This window comes from Pedococcus sp. P2_E4, from assembly GCF_056403935.1.
This window is the reverse complement of the sequence record NZ_JBFUEO010000008.1, coordinates 1-26,938: the sequence shown is the minus strand read 5'-3', so window position 1 is coordinate 26,938 and position 26,938 is coordinate 1. Positions and strand designations below refer to the sequence as shown.

General features: G+C 71.5%; 28 protein-coding genes and 1 tRNA gene. 17 read left to right on the top strand and 12 right to left on the bottom strand.

What is annotated here, in order from left to right:
- Positions 1 to 83: 83 nt before the first annotated feature.
- The 4 genes from eno to AC1DV7_RS05955 are packed head-to-tail and all read left to right on the top strand — an operon-like array spanning position 84 to position 3,463.
- Complete coding sequence (eno, locus tag AC1DV7_RS05970) at positions 84 to 1,373, top strand: phosphopyruvate hydratase (protein WP_477595558.1); 1,290 nt, start codon at positions 84 to 86, stop codon at positions 1,371 to 1,373.
- Positions 1,374 to 1,401: 28 nt separating this feature from the next.
- Entirely contained in the window at positions 1,402 to 1,977 is a 576-nt protein-coding gene (locus AC1DV7_RS05965) for an FtsB family cell division protein (protein ID WP_477595556.1), read from the top strand.
- Entirely contained in the window at positions 1,974 to 2,516 is a 543-nt protein-coding gene (locus tag AC1DV7_RS05960) for a DUF501 domain-containing protein (protein ID WP_477595554.1), read from the top strand. Before AC1DV7_RS05965 ends, AC1DV7_RS05960 begins: the two co-directional genes overlap by 4 nt.
- Positions 2,513 to 3,463: a Ppx/GppA phosphatase family protein gene (locus AC1DV7_RS05955; RefSeq protein WP_477595552.1), complete on the top strand. Its 951-nt coding sequence runs from the start codon at positions 2,513 to 2,515 to the stop codon at positions 3,461 to 3,463. The genes AC1DV7_RS05960 and AC1DV7_RS05955 overlap by 4 nt, the downstream gene beginning before the upstream one ends.
- 138 nt (positions 3,464 to 3,601) lie before the next feature.
- Here the strand turns inward: AC1DV7_RS05955 and AC1DV7_RS05950 are convergent, their stop codons facing one another.
- From AC1DV7_RS05950 to AC1DV7_RS05925, 6 genes are all read right to left on the bottom strand, one after another.
- Positions 3,602 to 4,237, bottom strand: coding sequence for a TetR/AcrR family transcriptional regulator (locus AC1DV7_RS05950; protein WP_477595550.1), 636 nt, complete (start codon positions 4,235 to 4,237; stop codon positions 3,602 to 3,604).
- Between the two features lie 41 nt (positions 4,238 to 4,278).
- On the bottom strand, positions 4,279 to 5,592 hold the full coding sequence (locus AC1DV7_RS05945) for a hypothetical protein (protein WP_477595548.1): 1,314 nt from the start codon (positions 5,590 to 5,592) through the stop codon (positions 4,279 to 4,281).
- Positions 5,593 to 5,686: 94 nt separating this feature from the next.
- Positions 5,687 to 5,989, bottom strand: coding sequence for a hypothetical protein (locus AC1DV7_RS05940; protein ID WP_477595546.1), 303 nt, complete (start codon positions 5,987 to 5,989; stop codon positions 5,687 to 5,689).
- A gap of 269 nt (positions 5,990 to 6,258) precedes the next feature.
- Positions 6,259 to 6,555 (bottom strand): hypothetical protein, encoded by a 297-nt coding sequence (locus AC1DV7_RS05935; protein WP_477595544.1) that lies wholly within the window; start codon positions 6,553 to 6,555, stop codon positions 6,259 to 6,261.
- The gene (locus AC1DV7_RS05930) at positions 6,552 to 8,141 is read right to left on the bottom strand and encodes a radical SAM protein (protein ID WP_477595543.1); all 1,590 of its coding nucleotides are present in this window, start codon (positions 8,139 to 8,141) and stop codon (positions 6,552 to 6,554) included. Before AC1DV7_RS05930 ends, AC1DV7_RS05935 begins: the two co-directional genes overlap by 4 nt.
- Entirely contained in the window at positions 8,138 to 8,932 is a 795-nt protein-coding gene (locus tag AC1DV7_RS05925) for a prolipoprotein diacylglyceryl transferase (RefSeq protein ID WP_477595541.1), read from the bottom strand. The genes AC1DV7_RS05930 and AC1DV7_RS05925 overlap by 4 nt, the downstream gene beginning before the upstream one ends.
- Before the next feature lie 68 nt (positions 8,933 to 9,000).
- Here AC1DV7_RS05925 and AC1DV7_RS05920 point away from each other — a divergent pair.
- Positions 9,001 to 9,075, top strand: a tRNA-Leu gene (locus AC1DV7_RS05920).
- Between the two features lie 86 nt (positions 9,076 to 9,161).
- Here AC1DV7_RS05920 and AC1DV7_RS05915 read toward each other — a convergent pair.
- Entirely contained in the window at positions 9,162 to 9,962 is an 801-nt protein-coding gene (locus AC1DV7_RS05915) for a hypothetical protein (protein ID WP_477595539.1), read from the bottom strand.
- Positions 9,963 to 10,169: 207 nt separating this feature from the next.
- Here AC1DV7_RS05915 and AC1DV7_RS05910 point away from each other — a divergent pair, with 207 nt between their 5' ends.
- Both AC1DV7_RS05910 and AC1DV7_RS05905 read left to right on the top strand, forming a co-directional pair.
- The gene (locus tag AC1DV7_RS05910) at positions 10,170 to 11,039 is read left to right on the top strand and encodes a Bax inhibitor-1/YccA family protein (protein WP_477595537.1); all 870 of its coding nucleotides are present in this window, start codon (positions 10,170 to 10,172) and stop codon (positions 11,037 to 11,039) included.
- Position 11,040: 1 nt separating this feature from the next.
- Entirely contained in the window at positions 11,041 to 11,337 is a 297-nt protein-coding gene (locus AC1DV7_RS05905) for a hypothetical protein (RefSeq protein WP_477595535.1), read from the top strand.
- Between the two features lie 85 nt (positions 11,338 to 11,422).
- Here AC1DV7_RS05905 and AC1DV7_RS05900 read toward each other — a convergent pair whose 3' ends face one another.
- The gene (locus AC1DV7_RS05900; protein ID WP_477595533.1) at positions 11,423 to 12,646 is read right to left on the bottom strand and encodes an acetyl-CoA C-acetyltransferase; all 1,224 of its coding nucleotides are present in this window, start codon (positions 12,644 to 12,646) and stop codon (positions 11,423 to 11,425) included.
- A 42-nt stretch (positions 12,647 to 12,688) separates the two neighbouring features.
- Positions 12,689 to 13,855 (bottom strand): SGNH/GDSL hydrolase family protein, encoded by a 1,167-nt coding sequence (locus tag AC1DV7_RS05895; protein ID WP_477595531.1) that lies wholly within the window; start codon positions 13,853 to 13,855, stop codon positions 12,689 to 12,691.
- Positions 13,856 to 14,005: 150 nt separating this feature from the next.
- Between AC1DV7_RS05895 and AC1DV7_RS05890 the strand changes: the two genes are divergently transcribed.
- A complete protein-coding gene (locus AC1DV7_RS05890; protein WP_477595529.1) occupies positions 14,006 to 15,382 on the top strand; it encodes a cystathionine beta-synthase in 1,377 nt (458 codons plus the stop codon).
- A 33-nt stretch (positions 15,383 to 15,415) separates the two neighbouring features.
- Here AC1DV7_RS05890 and AC1DV7_RS05885 read toward each other — a convergent pair whose 3' ends face one another.
- The gene (locus AC1DV7_RS05885) at positions 15,416 to 16,306 is read right to left on the bottom strand and encodes a cobalamin-binding protein (protein ID WP_477595527.1); all 891 of its coding nucleotides are present in this window, start codon (positions 16,304 to 16,306) and stop codon (positions 15,416 to 15,418) included.
- A 160-nt stretch (positions 16,307 to 16,466) separates the two neighbouring features.
- On the opposite strand from AC1DV7_RS05885, the gene AC1DV7_RS05880 reads away from it, so the two are divergent.
- The 3 genes from AC1DV7_RS05880 to AC1DV7_RS05870 are packed head-to-tail and all read left to right on the top strand — an operon-like array spanning position 16,467 to position 19,110.
- Positions 16,467 to 17,939, top strand: coding sequence for an MFS transporter (locus AC1DV7_RS05880; RefSeq protein ID WP_477595525.1), 1,473 nt, complete (start codon positions 16,467 to 16,469; stop codon positions 17,937 to 17,939).
- An 11-nt stretch (positions 17,940 to 17,950) separates the two neighbouring features.
- On the top strand, positions 17,951 to 18,508 hold the full coding sequence (locus AC1DV7_RS05875) for a universal stress protein (protein WP_477595523.1): 558 nt from the start codon (positions 17,951 to 17,953) through the stop codon (positions 18,506 to 18,508).
- 53 nt (positions 18,509 to 18,561) lie between these two features.
- Positions 18,562 to 19,110 carry a DnaJ family domain-containing protein gene (locus AC1DV7_RS05870; RefSeq protein ID WP_477595521.1) on the top strand — a complete coding sequence of 183 codons (549 nt, stop codon included), beginning with the start codon at positions 18,562 to 18,564 and terminating at the stop codon, positions 19,108 to 19,110.
- Positions 19,111 to 19,209: 99 nt separating this feature from the next.
- Here the strand turns inward: AC1DV7_RS05870 and AC1DV7_RS05865 are convergent, their stop codons facing one another.
- Positions 19,210 to 19,698: an N-acetyltransferase family protein gene (locus tag AC1DV7_RS05865; RefSeq protein WP_477595519.1), complete on the bottom strand. Its 489-nt coding sequence runs from the start codon at positions 19,696 to 19,698 to the stop codon at positions 19,210 to 19,212.
- A gap of 122 nt (positions 19,699 to 19,820) precedes the next feature.
- Positions 19,821 to 20,534 (bottom strand): peptide-methionine (S)-S-oxide reductase MsrA, encoded by a 714-nt coding sequence (msrA, locus tag AC1DV7_RS05860; protein ID WP_477595750.1) that lies wholly within the window; start codon positions 20,532 to 20,534, stop codon positions 19,821 to 19,823.
- Between the two features lie 149 nt (positions 20,535 to 20,683).
- Here msrA and AC1DV7_RS05855 point away from each other — a divergent pair, with 149 nt between their 5' ends.
- The 6 genes from AC1DV7_RS05855 (at position 20,684) to ilvA (ending at position 26,875) form a co-directional block, all read left to right on the top strand.
- Positions 20,684 to 21,874 (top strand): cystathionine gamma-synthase, encoded by a 1,191-nt coding sequence (locus tag AC1DV7_RS05855; RefSeq protein WP_477595517.1) that lies wholly within the window; start codon positions 20,684 to 20,686, stop codon positions 21,872 to 21,874.
- Positions 21,875 to 21,905: 31 nt separating this feature from the next.
- A complete protein-coding gene (locus AC1DV7_RS05850) occupies positions 21,906 to 23,228 on the top strand; it encodes a glutamate mutase L (RefSeq protein WP_477595515.1) in 1,323 nt (440 codons plus the stop codon).
- A 9-nt stretch (positions 23,229 to 23,237) separates the two neighbouring features.
- Positions 23,238 to 23,651, top strand: coding sequence for a VOC family protein (locus AC1DV7_RS05845; protein ID WP_477595513.1), 414 nt, complete (start codon positions 23,238 to 23,240; stop codon positions 23,649 to 23,651).
- Between the two features lie 133 nt (positions 23,652 to 23,784).
- Positions 23,785 to 24,759: an ATP-binding cassette domain-containing protein gene (locus AC1DV7_RS05840; protein WP_477595511.1), complete on the top strand. Its 975-nt coding sequence runs from the start codon at positions 23,785 to 23,787 to the stop codon at positions 24,757 to 24,759.
- Positions 24,756 to 25,613 carry an ABC transporter permease gene (locus AC1DV7_RS05835; RefSeq protein ID WP_477595509.1) on the top strand — a complete coding sequence of 286 codons (858 nt, stop codon included), beginning with the start codon at positions 24,756 to 24,758 and terminating at the stop codon, positions 25,611 to 25,613. Before AC1DV7_RS05840 ends, AC1DV7_RS05835 begins: the two co-directional genes overlap by 4 nt.
- 38 nt (positions 25,614 to 25,651) lie before the next feature.
- Positions 25,652 to 26,875 carry a threonine ammonia-lyase gene (gene ilvA, locus AC1DV7_RS05830; RefSeq protein WP_477595507.1) on the top strand — a complete coding sequence of 408 codons (1,224 nt, stop codon included), beginning with the start codon at positions 25,652 to 25,654 and terminating at the stop codon, positions 26,873 to 26,875.
- Positions 26,876 to 26,938: the final 63 nt, after the last annotated feature.

The window sequence follows — 26,938 nt, the reverse complement described above, 5'->3', positions numbered from 1 at the left end:
GGCCTGCGGGTCGGTCGCCGCCCGGCATGCGCCCACCCGGTAGCCTCGGGGCGTACCCCTTCGGCACCACCTTGGAGAGCTCTGTGGCCAGCATTGAGGCAGTCGGCGCCCGCGAGATCCTCGACTCGCGCGGCAACCCCACGGTCGAGGTCGAGGTCGCCCTCGACGACGGCACCATCGCCCGCGCGGCCGTGCCGTCGGGGGCGTCGACCGGTGCCTTCGAGGCGGCAGAGCGTCGTGACGGCGACAAGAACCGCTACCTCGGCAAGGGTGTCGAGCAGGCTGTCGACGCCGTGCTCGACGAGATCGGCCCCGAGCTGGTGGGTTACGACGCCAGCGAGCAGCGCATCATCGACGCCGTCATGATCGGCCTCGACGGCACCGCCACCAAGTCCAAGCTCGGCGCCAACGCGATCCTCGGCGTCTCGCTGGCCGTGGCCAAGGCCGCTGCCGAGTCGGCCGGCCTGCCGCTGTTCCGCTACGTCGGCGGCCCGAACGCCCACATCCTGCCGGTCCCGATGATGAACATCCTCAACGGCGGCAGCCACGCGGACTCCAACGTCGACATCCAGGAGTTCATGATCGCCCCGATCGGCGCCCCCTCGTTCCGCGAGGCGCTGCGCTGGGGCACCGAGGTCTACCACTCGCTGAAGGCGGTCCTCAAGGACAAGGGCCTCGCGACCGGTCTGGGCGACGAGGGTGGCTTCGCGCCCAACCTCGAGTCCAACCGCGCGGCCCTCGACCTCATCCTCGAGGCGATCGACAAGGCCGGCTACAAGGCGGGCACCGACATCGCCCTTGCCCTCGATGTCGCGGCCAGCGAGTTCCACAACGAGGACGGCACCTACCAGTTCGAGGGCGCCGCGAAGTCGTCCGCCGAGATGGTCGACTACTACGCCGACCTCGTCGACTCCTACCCGCTGGTCTCGATCGAGGACCCGCTCGATGAGGAGGACTGGGACGGCTGGAAGGCCATGACCGACCGCCTCGGCACGCAGGTCCAGCTGGTGGGCGACGACCTGTTCGTCACCAACCCCGAGCGGCTGGCCCGCGGCATCGAGTCCGGCACGGCCAACAGCCTGCTCGTCAAGGTCAACCAGATCGGCTCGCTCACCGAGACCCTCGATGCCGTCGACCTGGCCCAGCGCAACGGCTACCGCTGCATGATGAGCCACCGCTCCGGCGAGACCGAGGACGTCACGATCGCCGACCTCGCCGTGGCGACCAACTGCGGCCAGATCAAGACCGGCGCGCCGGCCCGCTCCGAGCGCGTCGCCAAGTACAACCAGCTCCTGCGCATCGAGGAGGAGCTCGACGACGCCGCCGTCTACGCCGGCGCCGGCGCCTTCCCGCGGTTCGCCGGCAAGGCCTGAAACGGCATACGGCAGGGGCGAGGGACCAGTGGCAGCAACGGGATCCGGCAAGGGCGGGCGCACCCCCGGCCGCCGTCCGGCGACCCCGCGCGCAGGCACCGGACGGGGCACGTCGGCACGTCCCGGGGCCGGCCCCGGCCGGTCCCGCGCCACGGCCTCCGGGGCGCTGCGCAAGGCCGCGGCAGCTCGCGTCACGACGGAGCGCCGGGCCTCTCGGGCGGTCCTGCGGCTCGTGGTCCTCGCGTCGATCGCCGTGCTGCTGGCCGTGACGCTCGTCCCGACGCTGCGCTCCTACCTGCGTCAGCAGGGAGAGATCGACTCGCTGCGCCGGGACGTGACGGCCCAGCGAGCCGACGTCGCCGCCCTGCAGAAGGAACAGGCGCGGTGGAACGACGACGCCTACGTCATGCAGCAGGCCCGGGAGCGGCTGAAGTTCGTCAAGGTCGGCGAGAAGTCCTACACCGTCATCGACGGCAAACCTGCCGCCAAGACCGTTCCCGGGGTCGCCTCCGCGCCGGCCGCGAGCAGCGACCACCCCTGGTACGGCCAGCTGTGGGAGTCGGTGCAGGTCGCCGACGCGGGACCCGCACCGGCAGCGAAGTGAGCAGCGCACCCGACGTACCGACCCCGCCCACCCCGGCGGACCTCGACGCCGTCCACGCCCAGCTCGGCCGTGTCCCGCGGGGGGTCGTCGAGGTGGCGCACCGGTGTGCGTGCGGACACCCGGACGTGCTCACCACCGAGCCCCGGCTGCCCGACGGCACACCGTTCCCGACGACCTTCTACGCCACCTGCCCCAAGCTCACCGGCGCGATCTCGACGCTGGAGTCGCTCGGGGTCATGAAGGAGATGACCGAGCGGCTGGCGGTCGACCCCGACCTCGCGGCACGCTACGCCGCCGCCCACGACGACTACCTCGCCCGCCGGGCGCGGCTGGGTCACGTCGACGAGATCGACGGAATCTCGGCCGGGGGCATGCCCACCCGGGTCAAGTGCCTGCACGTCCTGGTCGGCCACACCCTGGCAGCCGGCCCGGGCGTCAACCCGCTGGGTGACGAGGCGCTGGCCATGCTCGACGACTGGTGGGCCGGTGGGTCGTGCGTGCCCGAGGGCCCTGGCGTCGGCACCGAGGAGCGCGAGTGACCCGGGTCGGCGCCATCGACTGCGGCACCAACTCGATCCGCCTGCTCGTGGCCGACCTCGACCCCGGGTCGGGCGCGCTCACCGACGTCCTGCGACGGGTCGAGGTCGTGCGCCTCGGCTACGGCGTGGACCGCACCGGTCGGATTGCCCCCGAAGCCATGGAGCGGACCCTGGCGATGGCGCGCGAGTATGCCGGGCAGTGCCGCGAGCTCGGCGCCGAAGGAGTGCGCTTCGTCGCCACGTCGGCGTCACGCGATGCTTCGAATGCTGCGGATTTCGTTGCGGGAGTGGCCGAGGCCTTCAACCACTACGGAATCGCACCCGAGGTGGTCTCTGGCGACGAAGAGGCATCCCTGTCCTTCCGCGGCGCGACCGGCGATCTGCGCGAGGCGGGCATTGCGGGGCCGTACCTCGTCGTGGACCTGGGAGGTGGGTCCACGGAGTTCGTCCGCGGCGAGGCCGCCATCGAGTCCGCTCTGTCGGTCGACATCGGCTGCGTCCGGATGACCGAGCGACACCTGCGGTCCGACCCGCCGGACCACGCCGAGATCAGGGACGCCGTGCGCGACATCAACGCCGCGATCGACGAGGCCGCCGAGTCGGTCGACTTCGAGGGGATCGGCACCCTCGTGGGAGTGGCCGGCACGGTCACGACGATCACGGCCCACGCGCTGGGGCTCCCCGACTACGACCCGGCACGCATCCACCTCTCCCGGCTGGAGCCGGTCGAGGTGCAGCGCGCTGCCTCGTCGCTGCTCCACATGAGCCACGCCGAGCGGGCGGCGCTCGGCTTCATGCACCCCGGCCGGGTCGACGTCATCGGCGCCGGCGCGCTCGTGTGGCACGAGGTGGTCCGCCGCCTCGCCGGTCACGGCGTGCAGCAGGTCGTCACCTCCGAGCACGACATCCTCGACGGCATCGCACTGTCGGTGGCCGACCACCCCTGACCGCCCCTGACCGCCCCCGGCCACCTCGGCCTGGCCGGTTTCGCCAACCTCTGCTAGCAGGGATTGGCCAAATCCGGACAGGGTGCAACCTGTCCGGATTCACGTAACCCTTGCTAGCAGGGGTTACGTGAATCCGGGTCAGTGGGCTCGCGGCAGCAGCCGGTCGAGGCCCTTCCACACGGTCGAGACCACGAGCTCGGTCGCGTCCTCGGTGGTGACCTCCGGGTTCCGCGTCCGCCACACGGCCACGCGCTCGCACGCGCCGACGATCACCTCGGCATACCCGTCGAAGAGGGCGTCGGGCACGGCACCGAGGCCGGGCGCGCGACGCAGGGTCCGGGCGGTCGCCCTGGACTGCTGCTCGCGGATGCTCTCGATGAGCGTGCCCGCCTGGTGGGCCATCGCGCCCTCCTGCTGGATGAGCGTGAACGCGTTGGCGTGCTCGTCGATGAACTCGAAGAAGGCATGCACCCCGGCCCGGAAGACCTCGACGAGGGGGGCATCCTGACCTACGGACTCCCACGCCCGCTCCGTCGCCTCGCGCAGCTGGCCTCGCGCGTGGGTGATGCAGGCCGCGAGCAGTCCCTCCTTCGAGCCGAAGTAGCCGTAGATGAGTGGCTTGGTCACGCCCACCCGCTCGGCGACGTCCTCCATCGTCGTGGCCTGGTAGCCGCGCTCGGCGAAGACCTCCTCGGCCACCCGCAGGATCTGGGCCTCGCGCTGGGCTCGTGGCATCCGCGTCCGGGTCGGTCGGTCGGTCGCGTGGCTGCTCACCGCACGATCCTAGGCGCCGCCACGACCGTGGAGCGTCGGCGTCACGCGACGGGGCAGTAGGTCGAGGTGACCGGTGGGCCGTTGCGCGGGTCGGGTGTCACGACCCGGGTCGTCGGGCTGGCGCAGGGGCGCGCCGTGGGCGTGCGGGCGGGGGGCCGCTCGCGGGGCTTCGGGTATGCCGGGGTGACGGGGTCGAGCGGCGTGAGTGTCGGGGTCGGGGTCGAGGGTGTCGTCGGCGTCGAGGAGGGTGCGGCAGGTGGCGACTGGCCCGGCAGGGTGGGGGTGGTCGTCCCCGCCGTCCCGGTCGGTTCGGTCGTCCCGGTGGCGCTCGGGGTGACGAGCCACGGGAGATCGGGTAGTGCGTCGAGGGTGCGCAGCGACCACCTCGTCCAGCGGGAGTCGGGCGTGCGCACGAGCAGCCCGGCGTTGGAGGCTGCCACGGCGACGAGCGGACCGCTGGTGGTGTCGAGGACCGCCACTCCGTCCGCACGCAAGCCGGTGCGCTCGCCACAGTGCTCTTCTCCCTCCTCCTCCAGGACCTTCGTGACCTCGTCCTCGCCCAGGGCGTACTCACGCTGCCAGGTGAGCCCTGCGTCGGTGCTGGCCTCCACGACCGCGTCACCCGTGCCCCCGCGCCAGCACCGCGACGGGACGGTGGGCGAGCACGCAGACCTGGAGAAGGTCCAGGTGCCTCGGCCGCCCAACCGGGTGGAGTCGTCCGGGCGGAGGTCCGCGACCGAGCCGTCCCGCTCGACCAGGACGTGGTGGGACCCGTTGTAGTGGGCCACGAGATGGCGCTCCGTCGTCGACTCGACGAACCGTCCCTCGTAGACGTCGACCATCCGCACTCCGTCGGGCTGTCCACACGAGGTTGCAGCAGTCGCGACCACGGCGAACGGCAGGACGACTGCCCCGGCCGCCACCATCGCCCGGCGTCGGTGCGGCAGGTGGTTGCGGCGAGCCCAGCGGTACGACCCCCAGGCCACGGCCAGGGCCGGGAGGGCGAGCAGGTCGGTGGGGTCGCGCAGGACGACCGACGGGGTGACGAGCGACCAGGCGGCCGAGGCGAGCTGCGCCCCTGACTCCGTGGCCTTGGCGGCGACGAACCCGATGCCGGTGGCGGCCAGGGCCCATTCGGCCGGGTGGCGCAGCCGGCACACCGACAGGGCCAGCCCCAGCAGGGCAGGCGCGAGGACGAGGCCGGCGACGTCGCTCAGCTTGCCGGTGACCGGGGCCGGCCACTGCTGCTTCCACACCCGGTCGTTGAGCAGCAGCAGGACGACTGCCACGACCGTCGGCGGTGCCCCGAGCCAGCGCACCGCGGTCGAGATGGCCCCCTCGCGTCGTGCCCCCATGCCCAGACAGTGTGGGTTCGAGCTGGGGGACGCGGGTCCGCTTTCCCGAGAACCCGTGGTCACGATCCCGACACGCTGCCGAGGAGGCCGGCACTCACTGCCCCAGCGTCGTCACCCCGGTGAGCAGCAGGATGCACGCCCCGGCGGCGAGCACGAAGAGGATGGCCACGCCGGCCATCATCCCCAGCACGACGAACCGCGTGCGCTCCTTGACCAGCCCGAGGATGAACAGGGCGAGGAGGGCGAGGTTCAGCACGAGGCTGGACACGGCGGCCAGCTCGGGCGGGAGCGACAAGGCCCCTTGGACCATCTGCGGGACCGCCTGGACCACCCCGGCCAGGACCAGCGCCGGCAGCGACAGCAGGACACCGATCCCGAACCGCGCGCCGTTGGACATGCCCTTCCGCGGTGGCCGCGGAGGAGGGCCCTGTGGTGGTGCGGGCGGTCCGCCGCGTGGTGGGCCGGGCGGTCCTCCGGGCTGCTGCCCCGGGGGCAACCCATACGGGTTCGGCGGAGGCGACCCATACGGGTTCGGCGGAGGCGACCCCTGGGGGTTCGGGCCGGGCTGCGACCCGTACGGGTTCTGCGGAGGCGACCCCTGGGGGTTCAGGTCGGGCTGCGACCCGTACGGGTTCGGGGGAGGCGGGTGCGACATGACTGGTCCCCTCAGACGATCCAGAAGTAGATGCCGGCGACGGCCGCCAGGGCGAGCGCTACCAGGTAGGCGAGGACGAGTCGGGTGTCCCCGAGCTTGCAGCGGGAGCGCAGCAGCCCGGCCCGTCGCGCCTTGGTGTAGCCGACGATGGCCAGCACCGCGAACCCGAAGAGCGCCACAGGACCCAGCACCCAGCCCAGCAGTGCCACGGTGGCGAACACGCACAGCCGCAGCGGGTCGTAGGGCGGGTCCGCCACGGGCGGGTCGGTGTGCGGTGGCGCGACCTGGCGCGGGTCGGGCCCGGTCACGACGCACCCCGGCCCGCGGCGAGGGGCAGGCCCACGGCGGTCGAGATCCGTTGCTGCGCAAGAGGTGCCCACGCCTGAACGGCGCAGAACGGCGCGCACTGGTGGGCTCCCTCGTCTCCCACCGTCGCGACGTGGACGCAGCACTGCGTCAGGCGCTCCTCGATCATCGTGTTCATGTCCATGAACGGCTTGACCGTGATGCGCAGGACCCGCTCACCGAGCAGGGCGCGGAGCTTGTCGCGCTGCCCGGGCAGCCGGCTGGCGGCGAGCGTGGCCAGTGTGCCGATGCCGAGGTCGCAGCCGCTGCACACGTCGCGCCAGATGCCGGCCATCGAGGGGTGGGACAGCGACGACTGCTCGGATAGCAGGTCCAGCAGGGACTGCTTCACGGCGGAACGCAGCGAGGCGGGCAGGGCGTCGTCGGCGATCCGGTTGGCGAGCACGTCCGGCTCGAGGTCGAGCCACTGCTTGAGCCGCTCGTGGCCGACGAGCGAGACCAGCGAGCGCCAAGTGCCTGCGTCGTCGCGCAGGAGGTAGCCCACCGAGCAGCAGTGCGGGTGCGAGCAGGGCAGGGCGGTGAGGTCCCGCCAGGTGACCTGACCGGCGGTCTGCCCCTCGAGGCGGGCGAGCACGCCCGTGTGGGTGAGCCGGTCGTGGGGGTCGATCCCCGTGCTGCGGCCGGAACCGAACACAGGCTGGATGGTCACGCCCCCGATGTAGGGCGTGTCCAGCGCGCGCTTGACGACATAGCCGATCTCGTCGTCGTTGACACCGAGCGCCGCAGTCATGGTGAGGGTCGTGAAGACCCCGGCACCCGACAGGCGGTCGATGGCCTGCTCCTTGAAGCGCCGGATGTCCGCGCCGCGGTGGTGCGTGGAGGCCTGGGCCGACTCGCCGTCGTACTGCAGGTAGACCTCGACGCGCTCGCGGTGCCGTCGGAGCAGGTCGAGCATCGCGTCGTCCTTGGCGATGGTGAGGCCGTTGGTGTTGACCAGCACCCGCACGATCGGGCGGGTGGCCACGGCGTCGAGCAGCTCGGCGAGCCACGGATAGAGGGTGGGCTCGCCGCCGCTGAGCATGAGGACGTCGATGCGGCCGTTCTCCCGGGACAGCCGAGCGTCGATCGAGGCCAGCACCTGCTCGAGCGGGACCACCGACGCGAGGGCCGGCGCCGAGGCGGCGAAGCAGGTGGGGCACTTGAGGTTGCAGTGGTCGAGCAGGTCCTCGAGCAGGATGCAGGTGTGCTGGGTCTGCATCTCCGGCAGGCCCTGGGCGTACGCGGCGGGCACCGGGGCGAAGTTGCCGACGACGTCGGGCGTGTGCACCTTCGTCGGCGCCGTCCACTGCTCGAGGTAGCTGAGGATCTCGGGCGACTCGTCGTAGAGGGTGCGCACCAGCCCGTGCAAGGCGCAGCCGCGCTCCAGCCAGATCCGGCCGCCCCGCTCCACGAGCCAGCCGGACAGCCGCACCACCTCGGCCAGGGGGCGGTCGGGCCGCTCCTCGTGGCACAACGGGCAGAAGGCGTTGACGTATCGGTGGATGCGGTCGCCGCGCAACGGCATGCCGGGACCGGTGCGGGTGCTCACGCGACCACTGTCTCGTGTCGCAGCCCCACGTACGCGCCACGACGCGCCTGCAGCGCGATCCGCAGCAGGATGAGCGGCACGGTCACGGCGAGGAAGAGCTGGGGACGGGTGAGCCCGAGCCACGCGACCTCGTTCCCTCGCACGTACTCGAGCAGGAAGCGGGCCACGCCGTACGCGCCGAGGTACCAGACGAGGAGCTCACCACTGGGCACCGGTCGGTGCCGCAGCCACCACCAGATGGCGGCGAAGGCCGCGGCGTGGAAGGCGATCTCGTAGAGGAAGGACGGGTGCAGGGGTATGCCGGCCGGTCCGGCCGTGCGGGCCGCGGCGGCGTCGTCGAGGGTGATCCCCCACGACGTGCCCGTCGCGCGCCCCGGCAGCTCGGTGAGCAGGCAGCCGACCCGGCCCACCGCCATACCGAGGGCCACGGCGGGGGCGAACAGGTCGCCCGTGCGAGGGCGGTAGCCGGTCAGCCGCTTGGCGACGTGCACGCCTGCCCAGGCGCCGACGAGGCCGCCGAGGATGCTGCGGTTGCCATAGGCCCACTGCTCCGCGAGGGAGGCGTTCTGGCGCAGGTCGAGGTGCTGGAGCCAGGTGCCGAGCCGCATGAAGACCGCACCCCCGACGAGGCCGCCGGTGACGACCGCGAAGAGCCGGTCGTCGGTATCGCCGCGACGTCGGGCCTCCACGACGAAGACCACGACCGCTGTGAGGACGCCCAGCCCGACGAAGGTCGCGTGCGTGTCGACGGCGAGGTCGACGCCCAGCAGGTCGCCCAACGTGGGAAACACCCCGCACCCCCCTTCCGGTCGGGGACCAGCGTGGCACGAATGGGAATGCCACGCGGCATACTTGGCGCGCCCCCGTGGCCCAACTGGCAGAGGCAGGCGACTTAAAATCGCCACAGGTGCGGGTTCGACCCCCGTCGGGGGCACGACTGTCCTCCCGGGCGCGCGCCAGGCCCACGGTCCGACGCCACCAACCCGTCAGCCCAGACGTCCCGTCAGCCCAGACGCTCCGTCAGCCCAAGGTGCAGGGGATCTTCGCCGCCTTGGCGGCGGCCTTCTCGTAGGCCCGCAGCTGCTTCTCCCCGATCTTCCAGTTCTTCTGCCAGGCCGCGGTCGCCTGGGCCGGCGTGATGTGGCCCATCCGCAGCATCTCCATGTCGTGGACGTGGTGCTCCCAGGTCCCGACGGCGGTGCGGGCACGAGCCAGCGCCGCATTTCGTGCGGCGATCGCACTGACGCAGCTCTTCAGCGTGACCACCTGCCCGTAGGGGGCTGCGTTCGCGAGTTCGGGGTCGGGTTCTGGACAGGTCGCGTCACTGGCCCGCAGCTCCTTGTCCGCCCGGCGGAAGGCCGCGGCGTTCTCGGCGGCCTTGACCCGGGTCTCATCCCAGAAGGTCGTCGCGACCGAGAGCGAGATCTTGCCGGCGACGAGCAGGTTCATCGCGTCGATGTGCTTGTCGAACTGGGCGAGGGACACCTCCGCTGCGCTCAGCGGTGCCTGGTGACGCAGGTTGGCCAGTCGGCACGACTCGGCGTCGCCGGCCAGCGCCCTGTCCGACAGCTCCGTACCGCCGAAGGTCACCGTCGGACTGGCCTTGGCGGCGGGGGTGCGGGCCGCCGTCGGCACGCCGCCGGTGGTGTGCGCAGTGGTCGCCGAGGCAGTCGAGGCCGCCAGCCGCTTCTGCTCGTCGGAGGTGCCGGAGAGCTGGCGGGTCAGCAGGAGGGCCGACACCACGAGCGCGCCGACGCACACCAGCACCAGCAGGAGGGTTCGGCCGAAGTCGAAGGAGGTCTGGTCGTCAGGGAGGGTCACGGCTCTCACCCGCTCTCGAAAGGGGATATTTCCGAGTATTGGCACGCCGGGCGCCCGACGACGTCCCGCAGAGGGACCAGCCAGGGCTCGTGCAGATGGTGGAGGGCAGCCTGCGTGGGTGGCACGGGAACTTTCGGTCGGCTCCCACACGTAGTCTGGGGTGAGCGGCCGACCGCAGGGCCGCCCTACGCCTCCAAGGAGACACGCATGGCCAGCAACCCGGTGTTCGACCGGATCGAGAAGGACTCCCGCCAGGGTTACGCCGGGTTCGGCCGCGGTGGGGCGCCGGCCCAGCCCCCGACGGCCGGCATGGCGGCCACCGACGCAATGAGCAGCCGGCAGCTGCAGGACCTCTACAACCAGCCGTCCGCCGGCCCCGTCCAGACCAAGCGCCTCACCATCGACGACGTCGTCATGAAGACGGCCGGCCTCTTCGCGATCGTGCTCGTGTTCGCCGCCGTCGGGTGGCAGCTGTCGCCGACGTCGTTCGGCGGCCTGGTCGTCCTCGGCGGCATCGCCGTGACGCTGGTGCTCGGGCTGGTGATCGCCTTCAAGAAGACGATCTCGGTGCCGCTCATCCTCGTCTACGCCGTGGCAGAGGGACTGTTCGTCGGTGCGATCAGCGAGTCCTACAGCACGTACTTCGACAAGGACCCCAACATCCCGGCCTTCCAGGGCATCGTCGGCCAGGCCGTCATCGCGACCCTGTGCGTGTTCGGCGGTATGCTGCTGGCCTACAAGACCGGGCTCATCAAGGTCACCGCCAAGTTCCGGCGCATCGTCACCATGGCCGTCATCGGCTACGCGCTCTTCGCGCTGGTCAACCTCGGCTACGCACTGTTCACCGGTGAGAGTTTCGGAATCGGCGGCAGCGGGCCGCTCGGCATCGGCATCTCGATCTTCGCGATCGGCCTCGCGTCGTTCATGCTCGCGCTCGACTTCGACTCGATCGACCGGGCCATCGCCACCGGGGCGCCCGAGAAGTACTCGTGGCTGCTGGCCCATGGCCTGATCGTGACGCTGGTCTGGCTGTACCTCGAGATCCTGCGCCTGCTCGGTCGCCTGCGCAGCAACTAGCGTGACCCCGAGATCGCCTGTGCCGCAGGAGGTTTCGGCCGAGCTGCAACGCGTGGTCCGGCGGTGGCAACAGCTGCCGCTGGACCGCGCGTTGTCCTGGGTGCCGCAGGTGCGGTTGCTGCTCGACGACCTCGTGGCGACCACGAGCCCGGCCCCGGGGTTCGGCCCTGTGCCCGACCTCGGTCCGGCCGTCGTCATGGACCAGCTGACGGTCCTCGTCTACGACGCGTGCGCCGCGGGTGAGGACGCCGACCACCTCACCGCGCGCCTGGCGGACCTGCGCCGCGCCCTGACCTGAAGGCAGACAACCGAGAGGGTGCCGAACCGCCCCCCACCAGCTGGGTGGGGGCGGTTCGGCACCCTCTCGGCGTGCGGAGTGAGCCTCAGCTGAGGCGCTCGTAGATGATGGCCATGCCCTGGCCGCCACCGACGCACATCGTCTCGAGGCCGAACTGCCCGTCGCGCGCCGCCAGCCCGTTGAGCAGCGTCGTGGTGATGCGGGCACCCGTGGAGCCGAACGGGTGGCCGAGGGCGATCGCCCCGCCGTGCACGTTGAGCTTGTCGAAGTCCATGCCGAGGTCGTCGGCGCTCGGCAGCACTTGCGCGGCGAAGGCCTCGTTGATCTCGTAGAGGTCCAGGTCACCGATGGTCATGCCGGCACGGTCCAGCGCCTGGCGCGATGCCTCGACCGGTCCGAGGCCCATGATCTCGGGGGACAGGCCGGAGACGCCGGTGGAGACGACGCGGGCCAGCGGCGTGAGGCCCAGCTCCTTGGCCTTGGTGTCGCTCATGACCACGACCGCCGCGGCACCGTCGTTGAGCGGGCAGCAGTTGCCTGCGGTGATGGTGCCCTGCTCGCGGAACACGGGGTTGAGGGCCTGGACCGCCTCGAGGGTGACCCCGGCGCGGGGGCCGTCGTCCTTGGAGACCACGGTGCCGTCGGCGAGCGTCACGGGCGCGATCTCGCGCTCGAAGAACCCGTCCGCGATGGCCTTCTCGGCGCGGTTCTGCGACGAGACGCCCCACTCGTCCTGGCGCTCTCGGGTGATACCGCGCAGGGTCGCGACGTTCTCGGCGGTCTGCCCCATCGACAGGTAGACGTCCGGGACCAGGCCCTGCTCGCGCGGGTCGGACCAGGTCGCGTTGGTGGTCGCCGTCTCCTTGCTGCGCGCCTGGGCGTCGGCGAAGGCCGGGTTCTGGTTGTCGCCGGACGAGCCGCCCGCGCCAGCCCAGTCGGTGTACTGCGACACGCACTCGACGCCACCGCTGATGAAGATGTCGCCCTCGCCGGCCTTGATCGCGTGGTAGGCCATGCGGGTGGTCTGCACGGACGAGGCGCAGAACCGGTTGATCGTCGAGCCCGGGAGCCCGTCGTAGCCGGCGAGCACGGCGATGACGCGGGCCATGTTGGAACCGTGCTTGCCGGAGGGCTCCGCGCAGCCCCAGTAGAGGTCCTCGACGAGGGCGGGGTCCAGCGCGGGGATCTTGGCCAGCGCGGCCCGGATCACCTGCACGGACAGGTCGTCGGGCCGCATCTCCTTGAGCGAGCCCTTGAACGCGCGCCCGATGGGCGTGCGGGCGGTGGAGACGATGACGGCTTCGGTCACGGGGGTTCCTCCTCGTCGAGGGGCCGCCCGGTGAGCGGCCGCTTAGTCAGCCTCGATGGTATGCCGTGTGGCTGGGTCCGCGGGTGTGGCCTTGCTCTCGCTCGCCACACCGGCGGGAGAGTCGCCGACCGGGGCAACGGGTGCCTGCTCGTCGGTCGGCGGACCGGGCTCGAGCGAGTCGCTGCCGCTCTCGGGGGACTCGTCGCTGCGGGGCGGCAACGGGTTGCGCGGACGACGCAGCAGCATGGCCCAGCGGCCTCGCGGACCACGGCTCTGCCCGGCGATCTCGGTGGCGCTGACCTCGGTGCCCGGGTCGCTCACCGCATACTTCGCGGCGACCGCGACGGGACCGACACCCTCACCGAGCCGCGTGTCGGGGACGCGCTCCTCACGGGCCTGGCCCTGCCACACCCCGAGCGCGGCATAGACACTCGGCAGGAGGGCGGCCGCGGCCCGCGCATAGCCCGCGGGGGAGGGGTGGAACCGGTCGGCACTGAACATCTCGTGGGGGCGCTCGGCGAACTCGGGCCCGAGCAGGTCGCCCAGCGACACCGTGCGGCCGCCGGCCTCGACCACGGCCACGGTCTGGGCGGCCGCCATGTCGCGGGACCACCGGCGCCCGATGAGTCGCAGCGGCTGGGGGATCGGCTGGATGGTGCCCAGGTCGGGGCACGTGCCGACGACGACCTCGGTGCCCAGCGCCTGCAGGCGGCGGACGGTGTCGCCGAGGTGGCGCACGGCGACCGACTTGTCGATGCGGTGGGTGACGTCGTTGGCGCCGATCATGATGATCGCGACGTGCGGGCGGCTGACCTGGTCGAGGGCGTTCGCGAGCTGGAGCTCGAGCCCGGACGACTCGGCCCCGATGACCGCGGTGTTGACGAGGTGCACGGGTCGGCCGGTGAGCGCGGAGACCCCGTTGGCGACGATCGCGCCGACGGTCTGGTAGCGGTTGTCGGCCCCCATGCCGGCGGCCGACGAGTCGCCGAGGACCACGAGCTCGACCGGGTCACCCGCCCCGAAGCCGTACGTGCCGTTGTCGTCGGGCGCACCCTCGAACGGCTGCCCTACGATCCGCCTCGCCATCTGGGCCTCGACCTTGAGCAGGCCGTAGCCCAGGGCGCCGACCGCCCCGATGCCAGCGGCGAGACCGCCCCCGCCGTATGCGGCGGTGGCGGCGATCTTGCGTGCGCGTCGAGCGCGACCCATTCCGAACCCCTCGCTGTCGCCTGTCTCCCTGACCGTAACGACTGACCCTGTCATGGCGTTTCCTCCCCCTCCCTGATGGTGCGCCGCCACCGCTCACCCGCGGCTCCACCATGTGGCGGAGGGCTGTCCAGCATCTGAGAGGATGGCCGCGTGAAGTACGCCGACCACATCGCCGACCTCGTCGGGAACACGCCCCTCGTCAAGCTCAACTCGGTCACCGAGGGGATCGCCGCGACGGTCCTCGCCAAGATCGAGTACCTCAACCCGGGCGGGTCCGTGAAGGACCGTATCGCGCTCAAGATGATCGAGGCCGCCGAGGAGTCGGGCGAGCTCAAGCCCGGCGGCACCATCGTCGAGCCGACGTCCGGCAACACCGGCGTGGGCCTGGCCCTGGTGGCGCAGCGCAAGGGCTACAAGTGCGTGTTCGTGTGCCCCGACAAGGTGAGCCAGGACAAGCGTGACGTGCTGAAGGCCTACGGCGCCGAGGTCGTGGTGTGCCCGACCGCCGTCGCCCCCGACCACCCCGACTCCTACTACGAGACGTCCGACCGCCTCGTCCGCGAGATCGACGGCGCGTGGAAGCCCAACCAGTACGCCAACCCGATGGGACCGGCCTCGCACTACGAGTCGACCGGGCCGGAGGTCTGGGACGACACCGACGGCAAGGTCACGCACTTCGTCGCCGGTGTGGGCACCGGTGGCACCATCACCGGCACCGGCCGCTACCTGCGTGAGGTCTCCGCCGACCGCGAGGGTGGCCGGGTGCAGGTCATCGGCGCCGACCCCGAGGGCTCGGTCTACTCCGGTGGCACCGGCCGTCCGTACCTCGTCGAGGGGGTCGGCGAGGACTTCTGGCCGACCGCCTACGACCCCGCGATGGTCGACGAGGTGATCGCCGTCAGCGACGCCGACTCGTTCGAGATGACCCGCCGCCTCGCCAAGGAGGAGGGCCTGCTCGTGGGTGGCTCCTGCGGCATGGCGGTCGTCGCCGCGCTGCGCGCCGCCAAGGACCTGCCGGCCGAGGCGGTCGTCGTCGTGCTGCTGCCCGACAGTGGCCGCGGCTACATGTCCAAGATCTTCAACGACGACTGGATGAACTCCTACGGCTTCATGCACACCCACACCGAGACGACGGTTGGCGAGGTGCTCCACAAGAAGGCCGGCGACCTCCCGGCGCTGGTGCACACCCACCCGACCGAGACGGTCCGCGACGCCATCGAGATCCTCCACGAGTACTCCGTCTCGCAGATGCCGGTCGTCAAGGCCGAGCCGCCCGTCATGGCCGGTGAGGTCGCGGGCTCGGTCAGCGAGCGCGCCCTGCTCGAGGCGCTGTTCAACGGCAGCGCGCACCTCACCGACTCCGTCGGCAAGCACATGGAGCCGTCGCTCCCCCTGGTCGGCGCCGGTGAGCCGGTCACCGCGGCTCGCCACGAGCTGGAGAAGCACGACGCGATCATGGTCGTCGAGGACGGCAAGCCGGTCGGGGTGCTCACCCGCGCCGACCTGCTCATCGCCCTGGTCGACTAGGGGCAGGTCGACTCGTCGACGAGAGATCAGCCGCTACCGCAGCCGTCGCGCCATGTCCGGGCGCGGCGGCTGCGTCGCGTCCGGGTGCAGGATCGCCGCGAGTGCCTCGACGCCGTCGACCAGGCGCGGCCCCGGGCGGGCGAAGCTCGCGTTCGCGTCGACCGCCCAGACCGGTATGCCGGGCGGCAGCTCGCCGTCGTCGATCGCCTTGTGTGCCAACGCCGTCGATCCCTCGAGGTCGTAGCCGCAGGGGGCGCAGACGACGACCTCGGGGGCGCTCGCGCGCACCGCGTCCCAAGTGACTCGCACCGACTTCTCGCGCGCCGAGCCGAGCACGTTGGTGCCTCCGGCCGCCACCACCATCTCGGGCACCCAGTGGCCCGGGGCGAACGGTGGGTCGGTCCACTCGAGCACCAGCGTCCGCGGGCGGTGCGCGTCGCGCACGGCCTGCTCCACGGCATACAGGCGGGCGCGGAGCCCGGCCACGAGCTCAGTGGCGCGGTCGTCGGTGCCGCTCGCGGCGCCCAGTGTGGTGATCGAGCCGAGCACCTCGTCGAGGCTGTGCGGGTCGATGGTCAGCACCTGCGCCCGGCAGCCGAGGTAGTCGAGGGCGTCGTCGACCTTCGACACGTCGACGGCGCAGACCGCACAGAGGTCCTGGGTGACCACGAGGTCGGCGTCGAGGGTCGCGAGGGCGCCGGCGTCGAGGTGGTAGAGGTCCTCGCCCGCAGCCATGGCGGCCGTCACGTACGCATCGATGTCGCGCGACGACAGGCCCTCGGGGATCGCCGTCGTCGACACGATCGTCCGCTCCCGGGCCTCGACCGGGGTGTCGCACTCGAAGGTGACCCCGACGACCCGGTCGCCGGCGCCGAGGGCGAACAGGATCTCGGTCGTCGAGGGCAACAGGGACACGATCCGCATGGCCCCGACCCTACGCAGGCGAGCCGGAGGCGGCCTCGCGCGGGGTGTTCGTGCAGGTCAGAACGGTTTCGACGAGCATTTCGGGCAAACCCGGCGTAGGTTCCCCGGTTGGCGGGTTGTGGAGTGCAACCACCAGCCAGGACAGATCGAGGAGTGGTCGATGACGACAGCAGCAGCACCCAACGACACCGGGGCGGTCCGCAGCCTGATCCCCTTCCGGATGGACCGGCTGCCGTGGGCACGGTTCCACTGGCTCGTCGTCGTGGGCCTGGGCGTCTCGTGGATCCTCGACGGGCTCGAGATCCAGCTGGTCTCGACCGCGGGCTTCCAGAAGAGCCTGGGGATGTCGTCGGCGGAGGTCGGCTTCGCCGGGACCGTCTACCTCATCGGGCAGGTCGTCGGGGCGCTGACGTTCGGGCGGCTCACCGACAAGTGGGGCCGCAAGAAGCTGTTCATCATCACCCTGGCCATCTACCTCATCGGCAGCGGCATCGCCGGGCTCGCGTGGACGCCGTGGTTCCTCTATCTGTGGCGCTTCGTGGCCGGCCTCGGCATCGGGGGTGAGTACACCGCCATCAACAGCGCCATCGACGAGCTCATCCCGGCGAAGTACCGCGGCCGGGTCGACATCGCCGTCAACGGCACCTACTGGGCCGGTGCGCTGCTCGGCGCGCTCGCGAGCTTCTGGCTGCTCGACACCGACCGGGTGCCGGAGAACGTCGGCTGGCGCATCGCGTTCTTCATCGGCCCGGTCATGGGGCTCATCATCATCTGGCTGCGGCGCCACATCCCCGAGAGCCCGCGCTGGATGGTCACGCACGGCCAGGGCGAGGAGGCCGAGCGGATCGTCGACGACATCGAGGCGTCGGTCGAGAAGCAGGGCGTCACGCTGAAGCCGGTCGACGAGAGCAAGGCGATGCTCGTCAAGGCCAAGGACGCGGTGCCGTTCCGGGTGCTGCTCGACGTGTTCTTCAAGCGCTACCCCAGCAGGACGGCCCTCGGCCTGACGATGATGGTCACCCAGAGCTTCCTCTACAACGCGATCTTCTTCACCTATGCGTTGGTGCTGCAGAACTTCTACCACCTCGACAAGTCCGCGGCCGCGATCTACTTCGTGCCGTTCGCGATCGGCAACCTGGCGGGGCCGCTGCTGCTCGGGCACCTGTTCGACACCATCGGGCGCCGCAAGATGATCTTCTCCACCTACCTCGTCGCCGGGCTCGTGCTGCTCGTGTCCGCCTTCCTCTTCAAGGCGGGTTCGCTCAACGCCACGACCCACACGATCTTCTGGTGCGTGTCGTTCTTCTTCGCCTCTGCGGGCGCGTCGTCGGCCTACTTGACGGTGAGCGAGATCTTCCCGCTCGAGGTGCGGGGCCAGGCGATCTCGTACTTCTTCGCGGTCGCCCAGGTCGTGGGGGCGCTCGGCCCGGTGCTGTTCGGCGCTCTGGTCGGTGAGGGCAAGGAGCGCGACCCGCTCTTCTGGGGTTATGTCCTTGCCTCGTCCATCATGATGGTCGGCGGAGTCGTGGCGATCCTCATCGGCGTCGATGCCGAGGGCAAGGGGCTCGAGGACATCGCCGACCCGCTCAGCAAGGTCGACGAGGACCCGCAGCTCGACGCGGCCAGGGCCTGAGGAGCGTGACGATGAGCGACCAGAGCCGTCCCTACACGATCGTCGTCGGCGTGAGCGCCACGTCCAAGTCGCCCACCGCCCTGCACTGGGCGGCTGAGCTGGCGGCCATGCGCGGAGGACGCGTGGTGGCCGTGCGGGCGTGGCGTCCGACCGCCCCGCAGACCGCCTCCCGGGTCACCCCGGCTCCCGTGGCCGAGGACTCCGGTGCCTCCGAGGCGACAGCCCTGGAGGCCCTCGAGCAGGACGTCACCGAGGTGCTCGGCCCCGAGCACGGGGTCGAGGTGCGGTTGTTGGTGGGCGGCAAGCGCAAGGCCCTGCTCCAGGCCGCGAAGGACGCCGACCTGCTCGTCGTGGACGCCCCGAGACGGCTCGACCTCACCGCCCTGCCGGGCTTCGCCGGGCGCCTGGTGTATGCCGCGGCGTGCCCGGTCGTGGTCATGCCGCCCAGCGTCTCGGGCGCGCCGCCGCCGCCGCTCCAGCGGGTCGCCGGTGCGCTGGGGCGGGGGGTCACCGAGGCCGCCGGGAGGTCGGGACGTCCCGGTCTCAGCCATCCGCAGCCGGGGGCCTGACCGGCGCCACCACGTCCTCGGACCCAGGCCTGCTGCCGGGTTAGGGTCGAGGCGTGGAACGGTGGGAGTCCCCGGTGGAGAAGGCGATCCGGGAGGCGCAGGAGCGCGGGGAGTTCGACAACCTGCCCGGCGCGGGCAAGCCGCTGGCCAACCTGGGCCCACCCGAGTACGACGACCCCGACTGGTGGGTCAAGGGCTTCGTCGAACGTGAGGGGCTCGACCTGGCCGGTGCCCTGTCGCCGGCGATGGCGCTGCGCAAGGAGGCAGCGGGCTTCCCCGAGTCCCTGCTCGACCTGCACACCGAGGACGGGGTGCGCCTGGTGCTCGAGGACTACAACCGGCGGGTGAAGCTCGACCGGCTCCGCCCCGGCACCGGCCCCAGGCCACCGGTGTGGGCCCGGCTGGTCGACGTCGATGAGCTGGTGGGCCAGTGGCGCCAGCTGCGCGCCGCGGCCGCCGCGGCCGCTGAATCCCCCGCGGCCGCCGCCTCCCCAGCGGAGGTGGCCCCGACGACACCCGGGCCCGCCGGGCCGGCACGCCGGGGCCGGCCACGCGGCATACGCGCCTTGGCGGGGTGGTGGCGTCGCGCTCCGGCGCCCTGACGCACGTGGATTCGTGGCGCTTTCGCCACTGTTGTGCGCCGATCGGGCTGGACCACGTGCGTTCGTGACACTTTCGCCACCGATCAGCGGCCGGGCGGCTCAGAGCTCGAGGAGCATCACGTGCAGCCCGACGCGGCCGTGGGTCCGAGACTCGAACGCTGCCGGCACCGTCGCGAGCACCTCGAAGCCCAGGTCCTGCCACAGCCTGACCGCCGCCGTGTTGGTCTCGACGACGGCGTTGAACTGGATGGACGCGAAGCCCTCGCGGCGGTGCCACTCGACCATGTCCTCGGCAAGCGCCCTGCCGACGCCCTTCCCGCGGGCGGCCGGTCCGACCATGAAGCTCGCGGTGCCCACGTGCGACCCGCGACCCGGACGGTTCGGGCCCATCTTCGCGCTGCCCAGCAGCGTTCCGTCGTCGTCCACCGCCACGACCGTGCGCCCCGGTGGGCTCTCGAACCACAGCGACCGGATCTGGGCGTCGCTGAGGTCCTCGGGGTACGCGTAGGTCTCACCGTCCGCGACGATCCCGCGGAAGATGGGCACGAAGGCGTCGAGGTCGGCGTCGGTGATGTCCCTGATCTGCACGCCACGACCGTATGGCGCGTGGGCCGGGTGAGCCACCGAGTTCTCCAGGTCGTCCGTTCGGACCGACCTCGGGGCAACAGCGAGCGTCGCCGCGTACCGCGTGAGTCGCTGAGCCGCCGGGCTCAGCTGCCGGAGTCGTTGACGCGCAGCACGCTCTCCTGCGAGGGGAGCTGGTCCTGCTTGACGATCCCGACAGGGCAGGTCATGCCGTTCGGGCCGTGGTTGCAGTAGCCGCCGGGGTTCTTGTAGAGGTACTGCTGGTGGTAGTCCTCGGCGTAGAAGAACCGCCCCGCGTCCTGTGCCGACCGGAGCTCGGTCGTGATGGTGCCGAACCCGTTGTCGGTCAGCACCTTCTGGAACGCGTCGCGGGTGGCGCGGGCTGCGCGCTCCTGGTCGGCGGTGGTCCAGTAGATCGCCGACCGGTATGCCGTGCCGATGTCGTTGCCCTGGCGGTTGCCCTGGGTCGGGTCGTGGTTCTCCCAGAACTCCTTGAGCAGCAGCTCGGGGGTCGTCTGCTCGGGGTCGTAGGCCACGAGCACGGCCTCCGCGTGCCCGGTCAGCCCGGTGCAGGTCTCCTCGTAGGTCGGGTTCGGCGTCAGGCCGCCCATGTAGCCGGCGGCGGTCGTCACCACGCCCGGCAGTCGCCAGAAGATGCGCTCGGCACCCCAGAAGCAGCCCATCGCGATGTAGAGGACCTCGGTGCCGTCCGGCCACGGCCCCTCGAGGGGCGTGTGCAGCACGACGTGGTCGCGGGCGATCTGGAACGGTCGCTCGTCGCGCCCGCGCAGGGCGGTGTCGCTGGTCGGAAGGGTGGTCTTGGCGCGCGATCCGAATATCACGTCACGTCCAACGCCCGCCCGGCGACGGCTGTTCCACGCAGGCCCGACGGCAGGACCGGGCAGCTCGTGGCGAGTGACAGGAGGGGTGCGCGTGATGGGCGACCGGGGTGCTCGAGGGGTCCTGAGCGGGGGCTAGCCTTGCCGCCATGAGCGAGCAGAGCAGCAGCGACCACGGCTTCTCGACGCGTGCGATCCACGCGGGGCAGGAGCCGGACGCGGGCACCGGTGCGGTGATCACGCCGATCTTCCAGGTGTCGACCTACAAGCAGGACGGCATCGGCGGCTTCCGCGGTGGCTACGAGTACAGCCGCTCGGCCAACCCGACCCGCACCGCGCTCGAGGAGTGCTTCGCCGCCCTCGAGGGAGGCGTGCGCGGCTTCGCCTTCTCGTCGGGGCTCGCCGGTCAGGACACCGTGCTGCGTGCGCTGCTGGCACCGGGGGACCACGTGGTCGTCCCCAACGACGCGTACGGCGGCACGTACCGGCTGTTCAACAAGGTCCTCACGACGTGGGGCGTCGAGCACACGATCGCGCCGACGGGCGACCTCGACGCGGTGCGAGCTGCAGTCCGTCCCGGCAGCACCAAGATCCTGTGGGTCGAGACGCCCACCAACCCGCTGCTCGGCATCGCCGACATCGCGGCGCTGGCCGACATCGCCCACGAGGCAGGCGCGCTGCTCGTCGTCGACAACACCTTCGCCAGCCCGTATCTCCAGCAGCCGCTGGCCCTCGGGGCCGACATCGTCACCCACTCGACCACCAAGTACTGCGGCGGCCACTCCGACGTCGTGGGTGGTGCCGTCGTCGTCGGGCACGACATCACGGTCCCCGGCTTCGAGGACGCGGCGGACCGTGTCGCCTTCCACCAGAACTCGATGGGCGCCGTCGCGGGGCCGATGGACGCGTGGCTGGTGCTGCGTGGCCTCAAGACCCTCGCCCTGCGCATGGAGAAGCACAGCGACAACGCCGAGCGGGTCGTGGAGTTCCTCGCCGCCCACCCGGCCGTGAGCGCCGTGCACTACCCGGGACTCGAGGGCCACCCCGGCCACGAGGTGGCCGCGCGGCAGATGAAACGCTTCGGCGGCATGATCTCGTTCCAGGTCAAGGCCGGTGAGGACGTCGCGGTCAAGGTGTGCGGCGAGACCCAGCTGTGGACGCTCGGCGAGTCCCTCGGCGGGGTGGAGTCGCTCATCGAGCACCCGGCCCGCATGACGCACGCCTCCGTCGCCGGCACCGAGCTCGAGGTCCCGGCCGACCTCATCCGGCTGTCGGTCGGCATCGAGGACGTCGACGACCTCATCGCCGACCTTGGGCAGGCGCTCGACCGGCTCGGCTGAGCCCGGTCCGACCGAGCCACCCGCCTGCGCCATGCCCCTGGTCCTCGCCGTCGACTTCGGCTCGACGTTCACCAAGGCCGCCCTCGTCGACACGACGGACGGCTCGCTCGTGGCGTCCGTGTCCACCCGGACGACTGTCGAGACAGACGTCCTCGACGGCTATCGGGCGCTGCGCCGCGAGCTCGCGCCGCACGGCGAGGTGGGCGAGGTGTTCGCCTGCTCCAGCGCCGGGGGCGGCCTGCGCCTCGCCGTGGTCGGCTACGAGCGCGAGGTGACCGCACAGGCCGGCCACCGCGTCGGGCTGAGCGCCGGCGCCCGGGTGGTCCACGTGGCCTCGGGGTCCATGACCGGCGCGGACGTCGCCGAGCTGCGGAGCAATCGCCCCGACCTCGTCCTCCTGGTCGGCGGCACCGATGGTGGCAATGCAGAAGTGTTGCTGCACAACGCCACCCGGCTCGCGAAGGCGCGGCTCGCCGCCCCGGTCGTGGTGGCCGGCAACGCCGAGGCGCGCGACCGCGTGGCCGAGGTCCTCACGTCCACGGGTCGCCGGTTCACACTCGCCGACAACGTGCTCCCGGCGATCGGGGTCATCGCACCCGAGTCGGCTCGCGCGGCCATCCGCACGGCGTTCCTCGACCACGTCATCGGCGGCAAGGGCCTGTCCCGGGGCCCGGAGTTCGCCGCGATGGTCCAAGCCCCGACGCCCGACGCCGTGCTCGACGGCGTCCAGGTCCTCGCTGAGCACCTCGACGGCGACGTGCTCGTCGTCGACATCGGGGGCGCCACCACCGACGTGTACTCCGCGCTGCGACCGCAGGGCGAGGACGCGGGCCTGGCCAAGGACGTGGTGGCCCCGCTGTGGCAGTCGCGGACCGTCGAGGCCGACCTGGGCATGCGCTGGAACGCCGTGGGCATCACGGAGGCTGCGGGGCGCGAGCACCTCCCCGTCCCCGACGGCCTGGGGGCGTATGCCGAGTCGGTCGTCCGCGACCCCGGTCACCTCCCAGCCGACTCCCGCGAGGTCGCCTTCGACCTGGAGCTCGCGCGGGCCGCGGCGGTCGTCGCAGTCCGGCGGCACGCCCGCCCCGGCGGCCCGGGGGAGAGCCCGCGGCCCCTCGCCGAGGTGTCGCTCGTCGTGGGCTCCGGAGGGGTGCTGCGGCACGCGACGGCGAAGGGCCGGGCTGCAGTGCTCGGGGAGGTGGCGCAGGACCATGCAGGTGGCTGGAAGGTGCCGCGGGACGCGGCGGTCGTGACGGACACGGCATACCTGCTCTTCGCCGTGGGACTGCTCCGCAGGGCCCACCCCGCGGCGGCAGCGGCGCTGGCGCGAGCCGTTGTCGGTGGTCGGTCGTAGCGTCGGGGGATGAGTGACACACCACGCAAGCCCACGCTCGACCTGGTCGTCCTCGACTGCCCCGATGCGCTCAAGCTGGCCCGCTTCTACGCCGAGGTCCTCGGCTGGGAGCTCGAGGACGACTCCGACGCCGGCTGGGCGACCCTCGTGCCTCCGGGCGGTGGTCTCACACCGGACAACCCCGACGGCCGGACCAGCCTGGCGTTCCAGCAGATCCCCGACTTCGTGAGGCCGACCTGGCCGGGGGGTTCGCACCCGCAGCAGTTCCACCTCGACCTCTGGGCGGGTGACATCGATGCCGCGGAGCCGGCGGTCCTGTCCGCGGGAGCCATCGTGCACGAGCACCAGCCGTCCGAGAACGGCGGCTTCCGCGTCTACCTCGACCCCGCGGGCCACCCGTTCTGCCTGATCGGCCGGACCTGAGCACGAGTCAGGGGCCGTGTCTTGCGCTCACGGGCAAACGCGATATAACGTGTCTGCGACAACGCGATATAGCGTCAGTTGAGGAGCCGATAATGACTCGCCGTCCCATCCGGTGCCGACCTAGGCTCGATGCATGAGCACCCCCGCGATCGAGGCCGAGCACCTCGTCAAGAAGTTCGGCGACACCGTCGCCGTCAACGACGTCAGCTTCACGGTGCCGCAGGGGACCGTCCTGGGCCTGCTCGGCCCCAACGGCGCCGGCAAGACCACGACCGTGCGCATGATGACGACGCTCGCGCGGCCCACCAGCGGGACGGCCCGGGTTGCGGGCCACGACGTGCTGACCGACCCCGACGGGGTGCGACGGTCGATGGGGCTGACGGGGCAGGCCGCCACCGTCGACGAGCTGTTGACCGGTCGCGAGAACCTCCGGCTCATCGGATCGCTCTACGGGCTGTCCAGCTCCTACGTCCGTCAGGCCAGTGACGACCTGCTGGAGCGCTTCTCGCTGACCGACGCCGGCAGCCGGGTCGTCAAGACCTACTCGGGGGGCATGCGGCGCCGGCTCGACCTCGCGGTCAGCCTCATCGCCACCCCGCCCGTCCTGTTCCTCGACGAGCCGACGACCGGGCTCGACCCGCGCAGTCGCGTCGAGCTCTGGGAGGTCCTGCGGGGTCTGGTCAGCGACGGCACGACGCTGCTGCTGACCACCCAGTACCTCGAGGAGGCCGACCAGCTCGCCGACCGGATCGTGGTGATCGACAAGGGCGCCGTGATCGCCGAGGGCACGGCGCTCGAGCTCAAGGACCGCAGTGGCAAGGCCGCCATCGTCCTCACGGTGTCCAAGGCCGAGGACCTCGCGGCGGCCGAGGGGCTGCTGCGCACCCACGTGAGCGAGGTGCACGTCGACGCGGGCGCCCGTCAGCTGACTGCCCCGGCCGACGGCCTGCGCGACATGACCCGCATCGCTGCCGTCTTCGAGGGCAGCCAGATCGAGCTCGACGACCTCGGCCTCAAGCGGCCGAGCCTCGACGACGTCTTCCTCAACCTCACGGGCCACCGCGCCGAGGAGACCGAGGACCCCGAGCTCCAGGAGAAGGCCTCATGACCACCGGCACGACCGTCCACACCACGTCCAGCGGCCTGGCCCGCCCCGAGATCCAGCCGACCGGGCTGCTGCGCCAGTCGCTCGCGATCACCCGGCGCAACCTCATCCACATCAAGCGGATGCCCGAGATGCTCATGGACGTCACCATCCAGCCGGTGATGTTCGTGCTGCTGTTCGCCTACGTCTTCGGCGGCTCGATCGCGGTCGACGGGTCGCCCGCGGGCTACCGCGAGTGGCTGATGGCCGGGATCATGGGGCAGACCATCGCGTTCGCGTCGTTCATCGTGGCCGTCGGCCTGACCGCCGACATCGACAAGGGCATCGTCGACCGGATGCGCTCGCTGCCGATCAACCCGGCCGCCGTGCTGGTCGGCCGGAGCATCTCCAGCCTCATGCACTCCAGCATCGGCATCCTCGTCATGTCCGTCACCGGCTTGTTCGTCGGCTGGCGGATCCGCGACGGGCTGCCCAACGCGGTGCTCGCCTACCTCCTGCTGCTCATGTGGGGCTTCGCCATGATCTGGGTCGGCATCCTGGTCGGGTCGGCGATGCGCTCGGTCGAGTCGGTCAACGGCCTGATGTTCACGACGATGTTCCCGATCACGTTCCTGGCCAACACGTTCGCCCCGACCAGCAACATGCCGCACTGGCTGCGGGTCATCGCGGAGTGGAACCCGATCTCCTCACTGGTCCAGGCCGTCCGTCAGCTGTGGGGCAACGACCTGCCGGTGCCGGCTGACGCCCAGCTGCCGATGCACCACCCGATCCTGACGACGTTGATCTGGACGATCGGGCTGACCGTGGTCATCGCACCGCTGGCGATCCGCGCCTTCCAGCGGCGGGTGCAGCAGTAGCCGTCGAGGTGCCATGGGCGAGGGACTAGCCTGCGCCCATGGCATCACCGACGCTGTCCGTCTCCCTCGACGACGTCCGCGCTGCGCAGGACCTGCTCAGCGGGATCGTCCGCCCGACGCCCCTCGAGTACAGCCGCGCGCTCTCGGACCGCGTCGGCTCCGAGGTCTTCCTCAAGTGCGAGAACCTCCAACGCGCAGGGTCGTTCAAGATCCGCGGGGCGTACACCCGGATGTCGCGGCTCTCGGACGACGAGAAGGCCCGCGGCGTCGTCGCCGCGAGTGCGGGCAACCACGCTCAGGGAGTCGCGCTCGCAGGGCAGCTGCTGGGCATCGACGTCAAGGTCTACATGCCGCACGGGGCGCCGATGCCCAAGCTCACCGCGACCCGTGCCTACGGCGCCACCATCGAGCAGGTCGGCACGACCATCGACGAGTGCCTGGTCAAGGCCCGCGCGTGGGAGGCCGAGACCGGGGCGGTGCTGATCCACCCCTTCGACCACCGCGACATCGTGGCCGGTCAGGGCACCGCTGGCCTCGAGATCCTCGACCAGTGCCCCGACGTCCGGACGATCGTCGTGAGCGCGGGAGGTGGCGGCCTGCTCGCCGGGATCTCCGTGGCGGTCAAGGCCCTGCGCCCCGACGTGCGCATCATCGGCGTCCAGGCCGAGCAGGCCGCGGCCTACCCGCTCTCGCTCGCCGCCGGGAAGCCCGTCGCCTACGAGAACATGCAGACCATGGCCGACGGCATCGCCGTGGGCATCCCCGGTGAGGTGCCCTTCGCGTTGGTCCGCGACCTCTGCGACGGAATGGAGACGGTGAGCGAGGAGGAGCTGTCGCGCGCGCTGCTGTTCGTGCTCGAGCGCGCCAAGCTCGTCGTCGAACCGGCGGGGGCGGCCGCTGTGGCCCACCTGCTCGACCGAGCGGGTCAGCACGTCGACGGCCCGGTGGTCGCGGTCCTGTCCGGCGGCAACATCGACCCGCTCCTGCTGCTGCGGATCATCCGCCACGGCATGGCCTCGGCCGGTCGCTACCTGCAGTTCCGGGTTCGGGTGTCCGACCGCCCCGGTCACCTGGCCCGGCTGCTCGCGGACTGCGCGGCCGTCGACGCCAACGTCCTCGAGGTCGAGCACATCCGCACCGGCACGACCATCACCGTCGACGAGGTCGAGATCGGCCTGCAGCTCGAGACCCGCGGGCAGTCGCACTGCGAGGAGGTCCTGCGGACCCTGCGGTCCAAGGGCTACGCACTCAAGTTCGGCTGACGGCGCGCGCTGCCGCACGGCATACCGGCACGACGCCCGAGGGGCCGCCCACCAGTGGTGGGC